General features: G+C 66.1%; 5 protein-coding genes. 4 read left to right on the top strand and 1 reads right to left on the bottom strand.

Going from position 1 to position 20,020, the window contains the following annotated elements; genetic code table 11:
- The first annotated feature begins 189 nt into the window (after positions 1–189).
- The 4 genes from GEV05_08805 to GEV05_08790 all read left to right on the top strand — a co-directional run bounded on the left by GEV05_08805 (position 190) and on the right by GEV05_08790 (position 3,585).
- The gene (locus tag GEV05_08805) at positions 190–672 is read left to right on the top strand and encodes a hypothetical protein (GenBank protein MPZ43486.1); all 483 of its coding nucleotides are present in this window, start codon (positions 190–192) and stop codon (positions 670–672) included.
- A 284-nt stretch (positions 673–956) separates the two neighbouring features.
- Entirely contained in the window at positions 957–2,081 is a 1,125-nt protein-coding gene (locus GEV05_08800) for a DNA topoisomerase IB (protein MPZ43485.1), read from the top strand.
- A gap of 234 nt (positions 2,082–2,315) precedes the next feature.
- Positions 2,316–2,978 (top strand): redoxin domain-containing protein, encoded by a 663-nt coding sequence (locus tag GEV05_08795; GenBank protein MPZ43484.1) that lies wholly within the window; start codon positions 2,316–2,318, stop codon positions 2,976–2,978.
- A gap of 130 nt (positions 2,979–3,108) precedes the next feature.
- Positions 3,109–3,585: a tRNA (uridine(34)/cytosine(34)/5-carboxymethylaminomethyluridine(34)-2'-O)-methyltransferase TrmL gene (locus tag GEV05_08790; GenBank protein MPZ43483.1), complete on the top strand. Its 477-nt coding sequence runs from the start codon at positions 3,109–3,111 to the stop codon at positions 3,583–3,585.
- On the opposite strand, the gene GEV05_08785 is transcribed toward GEV05_08790, so the two are convergent.
- Positions 3,582–19,802 carry a tandem-95 repeat protein gene (locus GEV05_08785; protein ID MPZ43482.1) on the bottom strand — a complete coding sequence of 5,407 codons (16,221 nt, stop codon included), beginning with the start codon at positions 19,800–19,802 and terminating at the stop codon, positions 3,582–3,584. The genes GEV05_08790 and GEV05_08785 overlap by 4 nt on opposite strands.
- Positions 19,803–20,020: the final 218 nt, after the last annotated feature.

Genomic DNA, 20,020 nt, shown 5'->3' with positions numbered 1-20,020 from the left:
GCGCGCCAGCGCCTCCTGGTGGCGCGCCAGCGCGGCCTGGTGGCTCGTCAAGGAATCGCAGCCGCTCATCGCAATCGCCTCCATCATGCCCGTGGGTGGTATCGTCTCACGCTCGACCCCTCGCGCCGCAAACGAGCACTGCTCATGTCCGATGCGAATGCCCATCGGGGAAAGTCGCCCCATGCCTTCATGCAGGAAGCGCTCGATGCGCAGGCGCGGCTGCGCGAGGATCGCAGCGCATTGGTTCTCGCCGCGCTCGATGCCGAGTCTGCGGCGCTGGCATCCCGCACCGGTTACGCGGCCGCCGACGTCGAGCGGTACTTTACCGGTCGCGCCGCGAATGTCGAGGTGCCACAGCCAAAGCTGCAGGCGTTCGGCAAGGTCACGTACAGCGCGGCCGCGCTTGCCGACCTGGAACGCATCTGTGTCGAGCTCGAAGCCGACGATCCGACCCTTGCCGCCAACTCGGTAGCGCTCATCGCAGCGGCCATGAGCGAGCTCGCGACCCGCCCCGCGCTCGGCCGCCCGGCGGAAGAAGGCTTGCGCGAGCGCGTCGTTTCACGCGGCCGCACCGGCTACGTCGCCCTCTATCGCCACCTGGAGCTCGACGACTGCGTGCTGATCGTCGCCATCCGCCACCGCTACGCAGCCGGCTATCCGCGCACCGAGTAGCGCCTTCCGGGAAAACCCGGCGACTGTATGGGTATGGCCTTGTCCCGCCTGTAGTAGCTCCTTTCGGGACGCTCGGCGGCTTATATAGCCTTTGCCACCTGCGGCGGGATAGCGAAACCGGGGCGGCGCGCCAGCACGCTCCGGGGGGCACATCGCATCCTGGCACGATCGCTGCGATGGCCCTCCTGCATTTCGAACCATCCCGGCGGGGACACATGCAAACCAGCGCGACGAGCACGGCCGGCCACAGCGGCCGCGGCAGAAAACAACTGCTCCGGGCGAGAATGGCGCTGGCGCACGACCCGGCCGCGGTTCCGGGCATCTTGCGGGCGCCGCCCCCGCCGCGCGTGCCCACGACGCAGCTCGCACCGCCGCGCGCGGCGAGGGTGGCGGGACTGCGCTACGTGAGCGATCTGGAACCGGGGATCGGCCGCCGCGCATGCGGCAAGGGGCACAGCTATTTCGACGCCGACGCGCGCGCGATCAGGGACAAGGATACCCTCGCACGCATCCGCACGCTCGCGATTCCGCCCGCATGGCGCGAGGTATGGATCTGCGCCCGGGAGAACGGCCACGTGCAGGCAACCGGACGCGATGCGCGCGGGCGCAAGCAGTACATCTATCACCAGGACTGGGTTGCCGTGCGCGACGCGAACAAATTCGCCCGCCTGCGCGCGTTCGGCAAAGCCCTTGCCGCTATTCGGCGCCGGGTTGCCGCCGATCTCGCGCTCCCCGGCATGCCGCGCGAGAAAGTGCTGGCACTGATCGTGCGCCTGCTCGACTCCACCTTGATTCGCATCGGCAACGAAGAATACGCGCGCGCGAACGGTTCATACGGACTGACGACCCTTCGCTCGCGACACGTGGACGTGAATGGCAGCGAGATCCAGTTCCAGTTTCGCGGCAAGAGCGGCATTGCCCATCGGGTGGTGGTCGCCGAACCGAAGCTTGCCCGCGTCGTGCGGCGGCTGCTCGATCTGCCGGGGCAGGAGCTGTTCCAATACGCCGACGAGACCGGCGCCTTGCACACGATCGATTCGGCCGACGTGAACGACTACCTGCGCGCAATCGCGGGCGACGACTTCAGCGCCAAGGACTTTCGCACCTGGTACGCGACCCGCGCCGCCTTGCAGGGCCTCGAGCGCTGCCCGGCAGCATCGAAAACCCAGGCCAGAGCCGAGGTCAAACGCGTCCTGGCAGAGATCGCAAGCAAGCTCGGCAACACGCCGGCCATCTGCCGCAAATCCTACGTGCACCCGGTAGTCATCGATGCCTTCATGGCCGGCCAGCTACCGGCGTCGGCAGCCATGCGCCGCGGCCCCAGCGAGCGGCTGTTCCGGCTGCTGGCACGCGCCAATCGCCGCCCGCGCGCAGCCAACGGCCAGGGGTCCCCTGCCGCGCCGAACTGACGTCGCAGCGCTTGCGCGCGTCCGTACGCGAATTTGGTCCTGCTGGCGCCCGGATGCTTCTGTTATATTGAACTGCGCTGCAACTGCAGTCGCGGCCGGCGGCCAAGCGGTCTCGAAGCCACATAGAGCGCAGCCGCCGGCTTATCGCAGGCCGAATCCACACCCGAGCCGATCGCTGCCAGGCCGCCATTCAAAGCCCGCAGCTCTCTTCAAACCGCACAGGAGGCGAATACCATGTCACTGCATATTGGCGACGACGCGCCCGATTTCAGCGCCGAAACGACCCAAGGCCCGATCCGCTTTCACGAATGGATCGGCAACAGCTGGGCGGTTCTTTTCTCGCACCCGAAGGACTTCACCCCGGTGTGCACCACCGAGCTCGGATGCGTCGCCCGCCTGATGCCCGAGTTCACCAAGCGCAACTGCAAGGTGATCGGCCTCTCGGTCGATTCGGTGGATGACCACAAGCGCTGGACCAAGGACATCGAGGAAACCCAGGGGGCGGCGGTCACTTTCCCGTTGATCGGCGATACCGACCTGAAGGTGGCGAAGCTCTACGACATGATCCATCCGAACGCGAGCGGCGACGCCAAGTCGCGCACCGCAGCGGACAACTTCACCGTGCGCTCGGTGTTCGTGATCGGCCCGGACAAGAAGATCAAGCTCATGCTCACCTATCCGATGAGCTCGGGGCGCAACTTCGACGAAATCCTGCGCATCCTCGATTCGGTGCAACTGACGGCCAAGCACAAGGTGGCGACACCGGGCGATTGGAAAAAGGGCGATGACGTCATCATCCTGCCGACGGTTGCGGAAGCCGAGGCGAAGGAAAAATTCCCCGGCGGGTGGAAGTCGCCGAAGCCGTACCTGCGCATCGTTCCGCAACCGACCGAGTAAGCACCACACAGCGCGCGGCGCAAGTTCGCGCCGAACGCCGGCCTCCGCACGGGCGACGAACCATTCCCCTCCTCGTCGAGGAGGGGCGGGACGCGGCAATGTCGCGGACGGGGTGGTCCCAGGCGGACGCATGTTCGAGATCGTCCTGTACGAACCCGAGATCCCGCCCAACACCGGCAACATCATGCGGCTCGCCGCCAATACCGGCGCGCGGCTGCACCTGATCGAGCCGCTCGGTTTCGTCCTCAGCGACAGGCGCCTGCGCCGCGCCGGTCTCGACTACGAGGACAAGGCGAGAACACTCATCCACGCGAGTCTTGCCGATTGTGAGCGCATGCTGCCAGGCCGCCGCCGGTTCGCCGTGTCGACTCGCGGCACGCGCTTGTACAGCGGCCCCACGTACCAACCGGGCGACGTGTTCGTGTTCGGTCCCGAAACCCGCGGGCTGCCCGAAGCCGTGCTGGAGACGTTCCCCGGCGAGCACATCATCCGGCTGCCGATGGCGCCTTCGAACCGCAGTCTCAACCTCGCCAACGCAGTTGCCGCGGTCGTCTACGAGGCGTGGCGGCAATGCGGATTCGAGGGCGCCGGCGCCATTGCCGGCTAGCCCGTGTTGCCTGCGGTCAAGGCAATGGCGGATTGGGGCGCGACGGGCAGCAGCACTTGCAAGGCGTGATTGGGATTGCTGCTGCCGATCGCCTTCTCCGCGCCCATGATGAAGCCCTTGACCCAAGGTGCTTGAGCGTGGGGTGAGACTGCAAGCGCAGGGCTGGTCCGCGCAAATGCCGCCTGCAGTGATCGCACGGCATCGGTGCGGTCGGCTTCGCCTCGATTCGGCCAGTCGACCCGTATCGGATCGGGAACATCCGGTTGCTGCAGTTGCGGTTCCAGCGGCAACCGCCGTGGATGCGCTTCGATCGATTGTGCTTGTATCGCAACCGGCTCGCTCGCCACTGGCGCTTCGACCCCCGCCGCGGCGGCCCGCATGGTATCCGGTGCGGAGCTCGGCGTTCCGACCAATGCCATTGCCAGGCCGGTGCCGGCCCGCGGGACTGCAGGCAACGGCGGGATCTCCGGCCGATCGGTGGCCAAATGCCCCGTTAGGTAGTTGACCTCCTGCTGCAGCCGGGTGGCGTCCAGCGCGGTCAGCGACCCACTGCTGTTGATGTCGCCCACGATCACCGGATCGATGGCGTGCCATGCGGCGAAGGCCGGGTCGCGACGCACGATCACGCGCATGAGCTGCTCCACGTCGAGCGAAGAGTACGCGCCATCGCGGTCCGCATCCCCCAGATACCCCACCACGTGCACGCCGTCGTCATCGGCATGTGCCACCGCTACACCGTCGATCGTGACGCCCGCGATGTCGAGAATATGCGCGGTGCCGTAAGAGGCGTCCTGCGGCACCCGGCCGATCAGCCGCACGATGTCGGACGCGCTGGCGCCCTCGCCGCCGAGACCGTCGAGCTCGATGCGAATGTGTCCCGCGCCCGCCGGCGTGACGCTCAAGACTGCCGTGGCAGGCAGATTCGCGGCGCGCTCGACGCTGCCAATTTCGAACAGGCCGGAGTCGTAGCGCAGGTCGAAGCCGATCGACTGCACATTGCCGCCATCGCGCAGGCGCACGGCGATGCCGTGGCTTGTCGCGGGTACGTCCGCCGGCTGGCCCGGACCGCGCATCAGATCGGCGATGCCGACGAGCGGTCCAGCATGCGGGCCGACCTGGAACACTGCGCGATAGCCGTCTCCGGCAATGCCGTCCGCATCCCCGTCGAGCAGTTCGGCGCCGATTGCGAGCACGCCCGCCGCTCCGCCGGCAATGTCCAGGGTGTACGTATCCGCAGCGAGCACGTCAGCGCTGCGGATGAAGGTGAAGCCGAGGCGATCGGCGTCGAGCACCAGGCTGCCGCGCACGCTGCCGGTGGCCGTGCCCCAGAGGCTCACGTCCGCGGTCACGGTGGCGTCGCCGTAGATCGCGACGCTGTCAGGATCGAGCGCCCGATTGAAGCGCACGTGCACGCCGCTGGCGCCCGGCGTCAGCGCGGCTACACGGAACGACTCCGGCGGCTCGGCAGGCGCCGCGACCGGCTGGACATCGCGTTCGGGAATCGGCGGCAGCTCCGGTCGATCGATCCCGGCCAGCTCCTGGTTGACCCGGGTGGCGTCGCGCGAGGTGATGAAGCCGTTCGCGTCCACGTCCGCCACCAGCCGAGGGTCCACGCCGGTCCAGAAGTCGAACGCACCGATCAGGCCGACCACCATTTGCTGTATGCCTGTAACGTCCGCGCTCGTATAGGTCTCGTCGCCGTCGACGTCGCCGAGGTAGCCGACCAGGTGCAGTACCGCGGCCGGTTCCGCAGAAGTCGGCACGTCGTTGACCATGACCGGGGCGACCTCGAAGACGTGGCGCGCCGCGTACTGCGCGCCAAGCGGCACTTCGGCCTCCAGGCGGAGCAGATCGATGCTGCCGGCCGGCAATGCCACCGAGCTCTCGAAATCGATGACGGCCAGCCCCGGCGCGCCGAGATCGACCTGCAGGTTCGCCGCCTCGGGCAGTCCGCTTGCCAGCGCCGCGCCGGTGATGGTCAGCAGCGCCGGGTCATAGCGGACTTCGAGGCGCAACTGCTGCACGGCCTCTTCGGCGACGAGCGTGACCGGCAGCCCGCCGGCGAGCGCGGCGGGCACGTCCACCGGCTGTCCCGGCCCACGCATGAAGTCAAGGATCTGCAGCTGCACGTCGATCGGAATCTGCACCGGCTGCACGTCGAGCAGCACCGTCGCCGCGGCGGAGTCCGCAGTGCCGTCGTTCACGACGTAGACGAAACGGTCCTCGCCGCTGAAACCTGCCACTGGAACGTAGCGGAATCCGCCGGAGGCATCGAGCATGAGCTCGCCGTGCTCGGGCAGCTCCAAGACACGTAGCGTCAGGGGGTCGCCATTCGCATCGGTATCGTTGGCGAGCACGCCAGGGGCGGAGGCGACGAAGGGTTCGTTCGCAGGCAGGGCGTAGCTGTCATCCTGCGCGACTGGCGGCAGGTTCTGCGCCGCCACCGTGACCTCGACCGTGAAGGTCTGCTCGTCACTCAGGCCCGAAGCATCGGCGACGCGCAAAGTGATCGATTGCATGCCGGCCTGTGCGCTTCCCGGGCGCCACAGCAGCAACCCCTGCGACGGCAGCAGGACGACGTCATCGGGGGCGTCTTGCAGGGAGAAGGTCAGGGGATCGCCCGAATCGGGATCGGTCGCAGCCGCGGCGTAGACGTACAGATCGCCCACGACCGCTGTGCCGGGCGGGGTCGATGCGAACTGCGGTCCTTCGTTCACGTTCTCGACCGTGAGCAGATAGTTCTGCTCGGAGAACGCCCCTTGCGCATCCACCACTCGCACGCTGACCGCGTGAACACCGACATCGCCGGCCTGCGGCTGCCACGTGACCGCGCCGCTGTCCGCATCGACCTGCATGCCGGCGGGGCCGAGCGTCAATGCATACGTGAACGCCGTGTCTTCCGGATCCTCGTCGATCGCTTCGATCGTGTAGAGATAGTCGACCTGCTCGTCGATGAGCAGCGGCGGCTGCGACACGATCGCAGGCGCCGCATTGCCGAGCGTCACGGTCAGCGTGAAGACCTGCATCGCGACCGCGCCGGCCGCATCTTCGGCACGCAGGACGATGCTGTGCTCACCGAGCTGCGCCCGCGTCGGTGTCCAGCCGAGCACGCCGGTATCGAGGTCCAGGCTCATGCCGGCCGGCCCTTCGACCAGGGACAGGAGTGCTTCGTCGAACGCATCCGGATCGCTTACGGTCGGTTGATAGACATAGATGCGGCCGGATTGCGCATCGGTCACGGGCGAAGAATCGAACAGCGGCGGATCGTTGACGTTCGTCACAGCGACGAGAAAGTTCTGCTCGGCGAACAGTCCGGCGGCATCGGTCACGCGCACGACGACGCGCTGCGCTCCCACCTGGGCGTCGTCCGGCGTCCAGTCGATGCGCCCGCTTACGCCATCGATCGACATGCCGCGCGGGCGCTGCGTGAGCGCAAAGGTGAGCGTGTCGGCGGCATCGGGATCGATCGCCGTGACGACGTAGACGTAGGGCTGGTTCTCTTCGGCCTCGACCACGGCGGCCGACGTGATGCCGGGCGCATCGTTGACGTTGCCGACCGTGATGTCGAAGGACTGGATGACCGACGCGCCGGCCAGGTCGATGGCACGCAGCGTGACGGCGTGCACGCCGATATCGCCGGAGCCCGGTTCGCCCGCCAGCACGAAGTTTCCGGAAGCGTCTTGCGCGAGCGTCAACCATGACGGCAGCAACTCGGCAACGACGACGGGCGTGTCCCCGGTGTCGGAGTCGGTCAGCGCGATCTCGTAGCGGTAGGGCGCTCGTTCATCGACCGCGAGCAACGGCGAAGATGCGAAGGCCGGCGCCGCATTGCCTTCGACCACGGTGATGACGAATGCCAATACGGTCTCGGCGCCTTGCGGGTCGGTGACGCGAAGCTCGACCGCGTGCTCGCCCAGATCGGCAAGCGCGGGCGTGCCGCTCAATGTCGCAGTGCCGTCGCCATGGTCGATCATCTGCAGCCACGCCGGCAAGGTCGGGGCCGAGAGCGTCAGGTCCTCCGGCGCGTCGTCTTCGTCGCTGTCGTCCAGGCGCAGCAGATGTTCGTAGACTTCCCCCGCGATGGCGCGGTTGGGCGGGGTCGTGGTGAAGGCCGGCGCGTCGTTCGTTTCCTGCACCGTCGCACCGGTCAGCACCGAGGCATTGAAAAGCACGCTGAAGGTGTTGAGCGAGCCGTTTGCCGTGGCGATGTCGTTGGCCCCGTCGCCGTTGAAGTCGTCCACGGCGAGCGCGAAGCCCGTGCCGTCGGCTGCGCCGTTGGCGTAGGTGATCGCCGGCCCGAACACACCGCCGCCGCGATTCGCCAGCACCGTGACCAGGTCCGGATTGGCGCGCTCGGCCACGACGTCGAGCCGGCCGTCGCCGTCGATGTCCTGCAGCAGCAGATCGTCGAAGCCGGAAAAGTCGAACGCATCCACCGCCACCGGATAGTCGACTCCTGCACCGAACGTGCCGTCGCCCACGCCGAAGCGAACTCCGATCAGATCGTTGCCGCTGGTGAGCTCGTGCATCGTCACCAGGTCGAGCGTGCCGTCGCCATTCAGATCGCCCAGCGCGCTCGCCAGGGCGTTGAGATCCAACTGGGTGACGACCGGCGAGCTGATGAACTGTCCGTTGGGCAGCCCGTCCGTCCCGAGGCGGCCCAGGTGCACGTGGATGCGTGCCGCACCGCCGGGTGCGACCAGATCGAGCGCGCCGTCGTTGTTGATGTCGCCGACCGCGTGGATGAAGCTCGAGCCCGTGATGCCGATGGACCCGGTCGGCACCAGCAGCCGGCCGGGCTGACTCGGATCGTTGCGCAACAGCACGTTCGCCACGCCGCGTGCGATCAATACGTCGGGCAAATTGTCGGCATTGAACTGCCCCACCGCGTACACGCGCACTTCGCCCGAGAGGTTGTAGACCGCCGGCGCGCCGAGATCACCGGTCGCTTTGCCGGCGCCGTCCTTCTGACCGAACAGAACGCTGAGTCGCCCCAGCCCTCCGCTTGCGCTCGTACCCGAGAAGCCGACCAGCACGTCGGGCGCGCCATCGGCGTTCAAGTCGGCTGTCGTCACGTTGAACGTGCCGTTGCCGCCGACCACCATGCCGTAGTCGAAGCGACGCGCCGGCTCGAACTCGCCGTTGGCCGTGCCGAGGAATACGATCAGCCCGGCCGGATCGTTCACGGATTCGTTCAAGGCGATCAGATCGGCGATGCCGTCGAGGTTCAAGTCCGCGGACGTGACGTCGACGATGCGAGGCTGCGCTCCGCCACCCGGTGCCCCTGCCGCATGGACCCGCGCCGCCGCGAACGTCCCGTCGCCGAGCCCGAGCAATACCTGACTGCGATCGATCAGATCCACTCGTCCGTCGGCGTTGAAATCGCCGAGCAGCGGGAAACGCATCTGGCCCGTGGACGCCGTGAAGAGACTCGACGAGTAGACTGCGGACGCCGTGAGCGGGTCGAATCCGCCGCTGCCGTCGTTCAGCGCCGTGCGCACCGCCGAATAGCTCGCGACCTGCGGCAGGCTGATGGTCGCGGTACCGAGCAGGTCCAATGCGCCGTCGCCGTTCAGGTCGGCGAGCGCCGTCACCGAAGTGATCGATTCCCCGCTCGACGTGATCAGTGGCGCCGCATCGCCGAAGCTGCCGTCGCCGTTGCCGATGCGCAGCCGGCCGTCATCCGAGACCAGATCGACGATGCCGTCGCCGCTCACGTCTCCCGCCAAGCCCCTGAAACCGGTGAGCGCGGGCAACGCCTGGAACGTCCGGTCGCCCTGATTGAGGAACACCAGCGTGTCTCCGAAGACTACACCACGCACCACCAGATCGTTGCGCCCGTCGCCATCGACATCCGCCAGCTCGGGCACGTTGGCTTGCAATGGCGTCGGCAGCATCAGGTAATCGGTCAGGGTGCCGGTCGTGCCGAAGCTGCCATCGCCGTTGCCGAACAGGATCGGGATCGCGTTGTACCCGCTCGGTGCCGCAATGACGAGGTCGGCGTTGCCGTCGCGATCGAGATCGTCGGTCAACAGCAACCAACTCTGCGGGTTCGGCGTCGCGCGCTCGCCCAGGATGCTGAAACTGCCGTCCCCGTTGCCGAGCAGAACGGTCAGCACGCCGCCGCTCGCGCGGCGCTCATGTCCGACGATATCGAGGTTGCCGTCGCCGTCGAAATCCGCAACCGCGACGCCCTCGGTGAACAGCGCACCATGCGCGATCGGCGCCTCGAACGAACCGTCGCCGCGCCCGAGACTCGCCACGCGCGTGGTCACCAGATCGAGAATTCCGTCGTTATCGAGATCGCCTGCCGCGGCCGCCGGCACGACCACGCGAGCGGCCTGCAAACCGGCGAGCGCCGAGGTCGCACCCGGCGAGGTGACCGCGATCTGCCCGCCGCTGCTGGTCACCGTGGTGATCAGGGCATACTGGCCTGCTTCCTGGTAGCGGTGCGTACCCGCCACCGCATATGCACCCGGCGCGGTTTCGGTAATCACGCCTTGGGATTGCGTGCCATCGCCCCAATCGATGCGCGCGCTGAATTCGTCGATCGAACCGAAGGGATTGCTGTCGGTGAAGGTTGCAATTCGCGCAGTGAACGTCGCATCCTCGGTAACGGCGATCGGGACTTCCTGCGCGGCGATCGGTGCATCCGCCACGTTCGCTCGAGCGAGCAAGCCGAAGCGCAGGGTGTCGGCGGCGGCAAGATTAACGAGCTGCGCCGACCCGGCCGGTGCCAGGTCGACACGCATCACGGCACCGGAGGTATCGTCCGAGAGCAACGCGGTCGCGCCATCGCTGCCCAGCAACTGCAATGCAAAACTCGATCCGAGCAGCGAGAACGACGCCGGATCGAGCGCCGGCCCGGTCAGCTCCAGCGTGAACGACAACGTGTCGCCGAAGCGAATGCCCTCGGTGTACTGGTTCAAGGTCGTGCTGTTGTCGAACGTCAATCCCGCGGCCAGGTTGCCCGCGACGTCGCCTTCGAGCGACTCCGCGCCGAGCAACACGCCACCGCTGAACCCGGCGATCGTCGCCGTCGCCGCGAGGCCCGTGCCCCGGCCTGGATTGAACTGCAGGCGGATCGCCCCTTCGATGCCCGCCAGCGAAGCGGTATCGACATCGATCGCATAGCGCAGCACACCGCTCGCCGCCGAGACCGCCTGCCCCGACGCGGTGACACTCGTGCCGTTTTTGTCGGTGAGCGTGACGCGCAACGGATAGGCGCCGTAGCGCTCGTAAAGATGCTGGCCGAGGACGGTGAAGCTGCCGTCCGCGCCGACCACCGTACCGTCGCTGACCGCGCCGTCGCCCCAATCGATCACGGCCTGATAGTCGCCGGCAGTGTCGTCGTCGCGATCGCTGAAGATGGCCACCGGTCCGTCGAAGGCGATGCCTTCGATCGCATTGACAGCGACCGCGTTCAGCGACGGCAGCGCGTCGGCCGCCGGATCGATCCGTACGATCATCATGTCGCCGTAGGAGAAGAGACGGCTGTTTCCTCCATACCCGCTCTGCGGCGCATTCACCAGGCGCAGGTCTGCGGCGCGGGTCTGCCCGGCGAGGTGCAGCATGCCGTCTTCGCCAACCGCCACGGCCGCGATGTGATCCGCGTGCGTGCCGCCGAGGAAAGTCGAGAACACGACGTCGTTGCTGTCGAGGTCCAGCACCGCGACAAAGGCGTCCTGCACGAGCGGCCCGGTCGTTCCGAGCGGCCCGCCGCGGAACGTGGACTGCAGCGGCCGCATCAGCGGAAAATCGGCCGACGCGGTCTGACCTGCGAACACCACGCGATTGTTGGCATCGACTGCCACGGCCCGGGCAAGATCGTCGTCGGTGCCGCCGAAGTAGGTTGCGTCGAGCACTGCCGAGCCGTCGGGGGCGAGGCGAAGAACGAACGCATCCATCTCGCCCAGCCGTCCCGCCTGCCAGGGATCATGGGTCGGAAAATCCGCCGATTCGGTCTGTCCGACGATGACGAGATTGCCATCGCGATCGCGCGCGATGTCCATCGCGACATCCCGGCGCGAACCGCCGTAGTAGGTCGCGAACACCTGATCGGCCAGCAGGTTGTCGAAACGGGCGATGAAGGCATCGGTAGCGCGCGGTTCCGATTGCAGGGCGCCGGGAGTCGCGAGATTCGAAGCTTCGGTGCTGCCCGCGACGAACACCGCGCCGCTGTCGTCGACGTCGAGCGATGTCGGCCGCGTATCGCCGAGGCCGCCGATCGGCCGAACCGCGATCCGTGCCGAACCGTCGCCCGAGTACACCGCGATGAACCCGCCGTCCGGACGCCCGAGAGTCGATGTGATGCCGGTCACGTAGAGATTGCCGTCGGCGCCGAGCTTCACATCGCGCAGCACGCGGCTCTGGCCGAAGACGCCGTCCAGGGTCGCGAACAGCAGCTCGTCGCCGCCTGCCGCGAGCCCGACGACGAAGCCCTGCGCGGCCGTGCCTCTGCGTTCCTCCTGATAAGCGCCCGCGGTCGTCGGAAAATCCTCGGCACTGGTCGTTCCGACCACGTAAACGTTGCCCACTGCATCCACGTCGAGCCCGTAGGCCTCGTCGCCAAGCCGCCCACCGAGGTAGGTCGAGTAGATCGGCAGCCCGTCGGCGCCCAACTTGACGACGACTGCGTCCATCCGCCCGAAGATGCCGGCAAGCGCGTTCTCGGGATCGAACGCCTGCTCCAGCGGGAAGTCCGCCGAGGCCGAGCGCCCGGCGACATAGGTGTTACCCGCGGCGTCGGTGGCCACGGCCTGCGCCGTGTCGTGCGCCGAGCCGCCGAAGAAAGTCGAATAGGCGAGCACCGGATCGATGATCAGTTGCAGAGCGGGATCGTAGGCACCGACCGCGAATCCGACCGTGGCATCGTCGAGCAGCACGAAAGTGCTGTCGACCACGTGGATCACGTCGCCGATGCGCTGATACGCATAGGGCGCTTTCTGCACCAGCTCGGTGTCGCCGACGCTCAGGATGAGGTCACCCGACGCATCGATGCGCAAGCCATCGATGCCGCTGTAACCCATGCGGATCGCGCCATAGTCCGCGCCGGGATCGACGATCCAGTCGTACTCCAGCGCCCCGTCGCGCCCGTAATACGCGAGATCGATGCCTTCGTACACGTCGCGATACTCGACGCGGGCATAGTTCGGAACGTCCGTGATCCAGGCGTCGAGATCGTCGCCGATGAGGTAGTTGCTGACGCCGGTCTGCGCATCGATGCCGACGACTGTCGGGTCGTTGTTGCCGTCAACCCACTGCATGCGCACCGCCGCGCTGTCCTGCGACTCATCTACGCCTTGCAAGGCGACCACGGCGCCGGCGCCGGTCAGGAAGATGGCATAGCCCGAACCGCGCGCGACAAAATCGACCGACTCGTCGCTCTGACCCCGGTTCGACTCGAAGGCCAGCGAGGCAAGACCCGCGCCGCCTATCGCCCCGCCATCGATCGCCATGCCGCCGGCGAACACATCCACGCTGTAGTCGAGTGCGATCGCGCCGGGGTTGGAGAAGACCAGCTCGAGCGGCGCGCTCAATTCCCCCGGTGCGATGTTGGCAACGTTGGCGTACAGAAATGGATCGCCTTCGGCCGTCGACCCTTGCGCATTGGTCAGCGTAACCCCATCGGGCAGGTTCGTCACCCGCACGTGCAGCGGCCCCGACAAGGGGAGGGCGGAAGCATTGCGCACGCGCAGCTCGCCGACCCACGCGCCGGTCGCGGAATTCAGCACGACACCGGTGGTTTCGACCAGCACCTCGTCGTTCGCCAGGCCCGCGACCTCGAATACGGCCGTCGTCAGGAACTCGCCACCGCTATCGTCGCGCAGGACGATGATCGCCTCGAACGTGCCGCCGACCGCGTACGTGTGGTCGCCGCTCACCGTGACCGTTCCGGCGAGCGCATCCACCGTCACGCTTCCGCTTTCTGCCGGCGTACCGTCGCCCCAGTCGATCTGCGCGCTGTAGGCATCGACGTCGGTGTCCAACACCGGGATACCTGTAGCCGCAAGCCCGGTTTGCAGCGGCGAAATGTCGAACAGGGGCGATGGATCCGGACTCGCCGTGGAAAAAATGCCGAGTATCGCCTCGCCGATCGAGACGCCTTGCAGCGCGCCGCCGAAGCTCTTTCCTGATGGCGTCAAGCCGGGATCACGGGAAGTGATGACACCGCTCGCAGTGAACATCGTGCCGTCGTTCTCCGTCACGACGATCGATATCTCGTAGGGCCGCTCCTCCGTGTATACATGGTCCCCGATGATCGTGTAGCGCTGGACATCGCCTTCGAAAACCGCTTGCAGGAATGCGCCGGCAGACTGGGTCCCGTCCCCCCAGTCGATAGCTGCCGAGAACTGCGATGCGTTGCTGAAAATATTGGCGTCGAACATCTTTGCGACAGACGCCGAAAACGGCTCGTTCTGGATGACCCGTTCACTCAGACCGATCAGAATGACGAGCGCATCCTCGATGTGGAGCGTACCCGAGGTTACGTCTTTGCCGCTCGGAGTGTTGATCAGCACCACGTAGTCGTAGTCGCCCTTCAACGGCGGCGCCGCGTCGGCTGCAATCGAGTAGACGCCATTGCTTTCTTGCAGCACCAGTCCGACGATCGTTTGCGTCTCGACGCCGACGGTCAGCAGAATTTCGGCGTGATAGAGCTCCAACGGTCCGGGTTGCGGATCGATGAAGCGCGCGAACTCGATACGCTGCACTTTGCCTTCGACGACTTCCTGCTCGATCGGCAGAAAGGTGAGCGGTTCGGGCGTCACACGCGCGACACCCAGGCGGGCGCTGGCCAACTCGAAGCGCGGCGCGTCCCCTTCGCCGCCCAGCCGATTGGAGCCATCGGACCAAATCGGCTGTACCACACCCCCGGCAAGCGCCAGCGATGAAAACCGTCCGTACTGGGTGAACCGGGCGAGCTCGTCCTGAGAAGGTGTCGAGGCGGTGGTCAAACCGGGACTGACGGTAACGGCGGCCGATTCCAGGATGTCGACATCCCGGAACGTCGATACGTGATAACGGGTCGATTCCATCCCGTCCGCTTCGCTGAATCCATACCAACCTGCCGCGACGGCACCACTTGCCTGATCGACAGCGACATCGGGATAGAAGCCGAACCGATCGGGATACGCGGTATCCAGCAGGGCGGGTTCGAGCTCCCAGGTGCGACCGCCGTCGTCCGACCAGCTGATCGCGGGTGTCGTCGCGTGACTGGCTGCGCCAATGGGAGTCGTGGTGAATACCGCATACAGCCGGTAGAAGTGACTCGAGTCTCCAGCGCGGTCCCAGGCGAGTCGAGGCCGGGCACTGATTCCCAGAGCATCCTGCGGCGGGATGAGCTGGAATCCACCGGTGCCCGTCGTGCCGATCAGCGCAGCCTCGAACGGCGCAGGTCCGAGACCGTCCGGGTCCACCATCGACATGACGGCCGTCACGCCCCCATCGGAAAAACCGGGCGTCAGATAGCTCAGGACGACTTCGCCGTAGGGGCCCACTTCGATGTCGCCCAACTGGAATGTTCCCGGCACATCGACGGCTGCAGGCTCCACGAGCTGAACGGTCGAGCTGTCCCCGAACAGGCCGCGTCCGAACACTGGAACGTGGACGACTTCGAACAGCATCGAATTCGTTTGCTCTTCCGAAACAAGCAAGAGTTCCACGCCGAACCAGACGGTATCCCCGAAGCCGCCCGTTCCCGGACCGGTCGCCAGCACCGGGGGGTTTCCCAAGGCGGGCGGAGCAATCCCCAGGAAATGATCGAACAGCGCACCGCCATCGGCGCTCGCCAGCAGCAGAGTGGCGTTCTCCACAATGTCGACGACGGCCATGTACAGGTTTCCGAAACGGTCGAACGCGATGACCGGATCGAACAGGCCATCTGCGGAGAAGCCGGGCGGAAGCTGGGTGGCATCGAGCAAACGCGAAGACCACGTTGCGCCGCCATCGCCGCTTACCGACACAACCACCCCGTCCGCATCCGCGCCGACGGCAACCACGCGATCGGGGTTGGTCGGGTCGATCGCGATCGACCCCTGCGTCTGCGATCCAGGGCGCGCCGTCACGTTGCTCGATGGCGTCGCCAACACATCGTTGGTCAGGTCACGAATCGCCACCTGCAGCGGGAAGGCTCCCGTCCGCTCGTAACTATGCGTCCCCGTGACCACGAACGGCGTGCCCGGTCCGTCCGGCTGCGTGATCTCGCCGCCGGTCAGCACGGCCGGGTCGTCGCCCCACGAGACCAACGCTTCGAATTCATCGGGGGTGCGAGTCGGATCGTTGTGGGTGAACGTGGCGACCTGGCCGCTGAACGATTCATCGAGAATGACGTCGATGCCGTTCGGGCGGATCTGCACCGGCGCGACCGATACGGATGCGACGCCGATGACGGCGGTCAGAATCTCGTAGTGCGGCGGGTCGGAGCGGCCGATCACCGACAGGCCGTTGTCCGCCCAAACCGGCGTCAGTACCCCTGCGTTGAACGCCAACGACGACAGTCGGCCGCGGCCGAGAGCGAAACCAATGTCGGTCAGATCCGGGTTGTTGGCATCGGAGAGGGCGCTGCTTACCGCGACATTGGCTCCGAAGGTTTGTGCGCCGTCGGTGCTGACGGCCACGTAGTAGCGGGTTTCCTCATCACCTTCGCTTTCGCGCGCATCGTACCAGCCGACAGCCACCTGGCCGCTGAGGGGATCGATGGCAACCGATGGCAGGAACTGGGCCGCGCTCGTTTCGTCGTCGTTGACGACCACGGGACTGCTCCAAGTTGCGCCATGATCATCGGAATACAGAACGAACACATCCAACCCGCGGTTGACTGGCGGATCCCCCGGGATCTCGCCGATGTCATACCCCGCGGCGTAAAGTCGCCCCCGATGCGGGCTTTCGCCACCAACATCCCACGTCAGTTGGAACGCGGGCCCGAGCAATTCCGGTACCGGAAATCGGGTGGTGCCGAGGCGGATGGGCGCAGAGAACGTATGGAAGCCGACGCCATCGTGGGTCGCGACGTAGACCGATCCGGAAGCCGCACCGGGACCGGTGCTTTCCTGCCAGAACAAGGCCACATGACCGTCGGGGCCGATAGCGATGCTGACGGGCCCGGGGATGTGGCCATCGGCCACGACGTGGATTGTGTGGTCCTCGATCACTTCCAGGCCCCCGAACGTCTCGCGCACCGCTATCGCATGCACGACGTTTTGGTCCAGATCGTTGAATGCGACCCAGAAGCTGACCGGACCCACGACCGGTGGCGCGGCAACCGCGATCGAACCGATAGCCGCCCCGCTCGGGGCTCCGGTTCCCGCGGAGAACAACTCGGTCGCGTCGCCGAACGTCTGCCCGCCATCCCTGCTCACGGTCGCGACGACACTATTCCCGTCCGCGCCGGCGTAGGCCAGGATGATGCCACCGATCGTACCGAATGCGGATGCACCGATACTCCTCGCGTTCGGCAGTCCGTCGCTTCCATCCGCGATGATCCTGGGCGACCAGGTACGGCCCCCATCCCGGCTTTGGGCGGTAAACAAGCCCGCCACGTCCTCGCCGACCAGAAGGCTCTCGTCCAGTGCAGTCAGGAACAGGGGCTGACTGGATGCTAGGGGGAAGCGCACGTCCCGAGCCACGAGTGGTTCCGATTGGCTGCCTGGGAACTGACTGACGTTGATGTTGCTGACCGGGCCGTCGGACTGCAGACCTGCGACCCGCACGACGATCGGATATGCGCCGAGCTCGCTGTACGTGTGGGTGCCGATGACTTCGAACGCATCGCTGCCGAACGTTCCGAAGCCCGTGCGCTTAATCAGCTCGCCGGGCGAGGTGGTGCCATCGCCCCAGTCGATCGTGGCTTCATAGTGCTCGGCCTCCAGCAACGGATTCACGACATCGAAGGTGGCGACGACGCCGGTGAACGGCACCCCGACCGAGATATCGAACGACCGTCCTATCACGACGCTGCGCACGCCGAAGGCGGCGATGAACGAGTGCTCGGTCTGGCCAAGGAAGTTGACCACAGAACTGCCCGCTACGATGGTCCGGCCGCTCGGGTCGGCTGCGATGCCGGTGATCAAATCCTCCAGGTTGCCGTCTTCGTTGCCGACATAGGTCGAGAAGATGAGATGCGCTCCGTCCGCCGATAGACGCGCAACGAAGCCATCCCATTGCGGCCCTGTGGCCGTTTCGCCGATTTGGGACTTATGCGGATCGACCAGCGGAAAGTCACGCGAAAGTGTTCGGCCGCCGAGGTGGATCTGTCCACTCGCGTCCACCGTGATGGCTGAGGCTGCGTCCGGATCGGACCCGCCCAGAATTGTTGCGAAGACCAGCGCCGTCGACTCGGGCTCGCTCAGCTTCGGTGACAACCGCGCAACGAAGGCCGATTCGTCCCCGCCCACAGGCGTCGTCAAGCCTTCACCTACGATTGGGAAATCGCCCGACGACGTCGTTCCGGCGAGATACACATCGCCCCCGCTCACGTCGATTGCGTTGACGAAGTCGTCCAGACCGCCGCCGAGCAATGTGGAATAAGCATACCTTCTTTGGATCGGATCGAAGATCGAGACGAAGCCGTCGGCCCGAATCTGGCCGTCCTGCGAAACATTGGCTTGACGCACGGCGCCAGGCGTCACGAAAAAATCGGGGGAGGCGGTCGAACCGCCGATCACCACATTGCCGAGCTCGTCCAGCTCGATGCCCCAGGCGAAGTCGTTCTGGCTGCCGCCCAGGTAAGTCAGTTGGGAAACCTCGCCGTTCGGCGCCAGAATTGCGAGGAACGCGTCGAACTGATCGGGGTCGCCGCCCTCCCCGAGCGTATCGTCCGCCGCGTCCACAGTTACTGGCAGATCGGTTGAGCTCGTGAAACCGGAAACATAGGCACGGCCGTCGGCGTCCACGGTAATGCTCGTTGCAATATCGTCCGCATGCGGCCCGGCGCCGAAGTCGCTGCCCTTGCCTGGAATGACGGCGTCGTAGTGAAGGAACGCGCCCGTGCTGTCGAGCTTGGCGATCCAGATGTTGTCGTTGCCGTTGAATTCGCTTGCGAACAGCGTTTCGTCGAATTGCGAGCCGGCGATGTAGACGTTGCCTTCGGCGTCCAGCGCCAGATCGACGCCTTCGAGCTGTACGATTCGATCGGGATCAGTGTTGGCCCGCCCGATGTACGTGGACCAGACGATCGTGCCGTCGGGGTCGATCTTGGTGACGAAGGCCGCGTCGTTCGTGCGCGAGGGCGGCGCGAAGACCTCCTGAAATGCACCCGGTGTCACCGGAAAATCGAGGGAATTGGTGGACCCGGTGACATAGATGGCGCCGGTCGCGTCGGTGACGACCCCCGCGATGGAATCGAGGTCATTGCCGTCGACAAGTAGCTGGAAGTCGAGCACAGGGTCGATCACGAGTGGCCTGGCGAGATCGTAGTGACCGACCTCCAGGCTGACGACACCCTCGGAATCGATGCGGTATGCCCCCTCCACGGCGACACGTTCGCCGTCGATCGTCTGAAACAGCACCGGCGCGCGCTGCACCAGCGCGCCCCGCGACGTAGCGATCAACAGTTGGCGGGATGCGTCCAGTGACAGGTCGCTCGCTCCGTCGTAACCCAGCCGGATGTCGTTCGGGTCCGCGCCCGCCTCGACAATCCAGTCGAATTCCATGAAGCCGTCGCGTTCGTAGAAGCGCAGGTCGATTCCGTCGTACACATCCTCGTAGTGCACCTCGCCGAAAATCGGGACGCCGACGACGGATCGCTGCGGATCCGCGGTATCGAGATAGTTCACTACGGCCTTTTGGGGGTCGGCGCCGCCGACCGACCGCGGCGCCTGTGCGTCGAGCCATTGGATGCGAAGCGGCGCGAGGTCCGGGAGCGCGTCGTTGGCAGGCGATGCGTTTGCCGCCCGCGCATCGAAATCGATGATGACTTCGTGGCTCGTCAGCGCAAGCTCGTAGCCGAACCCTCGCGCAATGAAGTTCACTTCGTCATCCGCTTGGCCGACGTTCTGCTCGAACACCCCGGCGAGGCCGAGCGAAGCGACTTCTTCCCGCAGATGCGAGGGCGGAACGGCAAGCACCTCCCCGGCGCTCAACAGCAGGCGCGCCTCGAGCGATTCGAAACGCATCGGATGATGCTTGGATGCCTGCTTGGGATGCCGACCGAACGCTGCAATCGCGCCGGGTCGGTACAGCTGGGCAATCATGCGCTGGAGCAGCGAACCGCCTGGCATCTCACCTCCTCGGAAGGTCGTCGAGGCAAAAGCGTCCGGGTTTGCCTTACACCCGGAACGGGCGTACGCGGAACATGCGCATTCGCCCGGGATGTTGGACCGATTTCAGTTGCAGTGTCCGCCCGAATGCTCGGATTCGATGCCACTCGCGCGGCCGCTTGAGCATGCTCGGTTCTAGACCGAACGCATGCCCCGCATCTTGCAAACCTTGGTCGCTG

It is taken from the genome of Betaproteobacteria bacterium, from assembly GCA_009377585.1.
Classification (GTDB): Bacteria; Pseudomonadota; Gammaproteobacteria; order Burkholderiales; family WYBJ01; genus WYBJ01.
This window is presented reverse-complemented; position numbering and strand designations above follow the sequence as displayed.

What these genes read in the sequence shown, in the direction of transcription:
- GEV05_08805 (MPZ43486.1), top strand. Translation starts at nt 190, where the DNA reads ATGCAGGAAGCGCTCGATGCGCAGGCGCGGCTGCGCGAGGATCGCAGC.
- GEV05_08800 (MPZ43485.1), top strand. Translation starts at nt 957, where the DNA reads ATGGCGCTGGCGCACGACCCGGCCGCGGTTCCGGGCATCTTGCGGGCG.
- GEV05_08795 (MPZ43484.1), top strand. Translation starts at nt 2,316, where the DNA reads ATGTCACTGCATATTGGCGACGACGCGCCCGATTTCAGCGCCGAAACG.
- GEV05_08790 (MPZ43483.1), top strand. Translation starts at nt 3,109, where the DNA reads ATGTTCGAGATCGTCCTGTACGAACCCGAGATCCCGCCCAACACCGGC.
- GEV05_08785 (MPZ43482.1), bottom strand. Translation starts at nt 19,802, where the DNA reads ATGCCAGGCGGTTCGCTGCTCCAGCGCATGATTGCCCAGCTGTACCGA.